Origin of the sequence: Rothia sp. HMSC073B08, assembly GCF_001812975.1 — a bacterium.
Lineage (GTDB): Bacteria > Actinomycetota > Actinomycetes > Actinomycetales > Micrococcaceae > Rothia > Rothia mucilaginosa.
The window spans coordinates 33978-35316 of record NZ_KV811078.1; the positions used below are offsets into that span (position 1 = coordinate 33978).

Annotated in this window: 1 protein-coding gene and 1 pseudogene; both read right to left on the reverse strand. The window is 50.6% G+C overall.

Annotated features, from left to right (window positions below; all coding sequences use genetic code 11):
- Positions 1 to 710, reverse strand: a pseudogene (locus HMPREF2884_RS09500) (peptide ABC transporter ATPase); the annotation flags it as partial.
- 2 nt (positions 711 to 712) lie between these two features.
- Positions 713 to 1339, reverse strand: a 627-nt coding sequence (locus tag HMPREF2884_RS05990) for a DUF6318 family protein (RefSeq protein ID WP_070616263.1), incomplete at its 5' end; no start/stop codon positions are given.

Here is a 1339-nt window from a genome sequence, read left to right on the forward strand (position 1 = left end):
TAGGAGGAGGGCATGAGCTCAATTTCGACGTGTCCGGCGAGCATATCTGCTTCGAGGCGGTAGGGGCCACCGTCATCGACATAGAAGTTGACCTGATCACCCTTGTAGACGTTCGGGTCGCCTTCTGCCCTGCCAGTGCCTGCGGGGTTGTTGTAGGACTGGTGCAGGGTCGGCTTGCCCGGCTCTAGGGACTCTGCAGCGTGGCGGATTTCCTCCATGACTTCTTCGTAGGTCGGGCCTGCGGGGCCGGGGCTGTCGGCGCTGGTGAGGGTGCGGGTATCGTTGGGAATGCAACCAGCAGAAGAAGGACTATGTCTGCCTCCACCGTGGTCGACAGGAATTCCGTTTTCGTCTACGGTCATGTTTGTATATCCGACATGTCCTACTCGTCCGTCTAGTGTGGTGCAGTAGAAGTTGTTAGGATTGTCTTTATTGTAGGTAACATAAAATCCCTCACGCCGTTTTGACGTATGCGTTTCGGGGGCAGTAGAAGAATTCTGAGCTTCATGGTTATTGCTAATAGGTCCATGATCTTCTTTGCCTACATTCTCAGACCTATCTTTAGGTTTTGAGGTCCTCTTAGTTTGGCATACTTTAGCTACTCCACCTGAAGAGCAATCATTTGTATCCGTCGCAAATGATACGGTGGGTAGGGATATTAATTGTAGAGTGATTAATGAAGAGAAGATAGTTTTGTATATATTTTTCATAATTAGTCTTCTACATTTTCGTAGTTCATAATTTCCCACTTAACACCATTATGTTTGAGTGCGAACTTAAATGTGTCATTGGTTTTATCCTCATTCACCCAGCTACGCGAACTACCGTCAGATTCAACATAAATCTCACGATCCCAGTGACGATACGCCTTCCAAAAATACGTCTCCCCATCCTCAGACCACGGCGCACCATCAGCCTCAAAATAGTCAACTCCACCAATAATCCAACCACCACTAGCGTAAAGATCCTCAACATCGGCATATGCCTGCAACTCATCTTTAAACTCCGACGACACAAACTGACGAGCCACGGAATAATCACCAGTCTCGGTGCCATAGTTAGCCCATTCAACCCACGCTTTAAGGGTCTTACGCATTCCTTCAACAGACTTCTCACGGTACCCATCTTCTGGCTTAGCAGGCTTGGGTACATTCTGTGCAATGCCGTACTTATCAGCAGGGCGGTACTCCCCGTCAGGCGCCTTCGAACCACCCGAATAGCCTCGGACAGTAGACGGGGTTGCGCTTGCCGAAGGAGACTCCGAAGCCGCCGCAGACGCCGAAGCGGTCTCACTCGGCGCGGCGGATGCGGTGGCTGCCGCCTCGTTATTTGCCTGCTG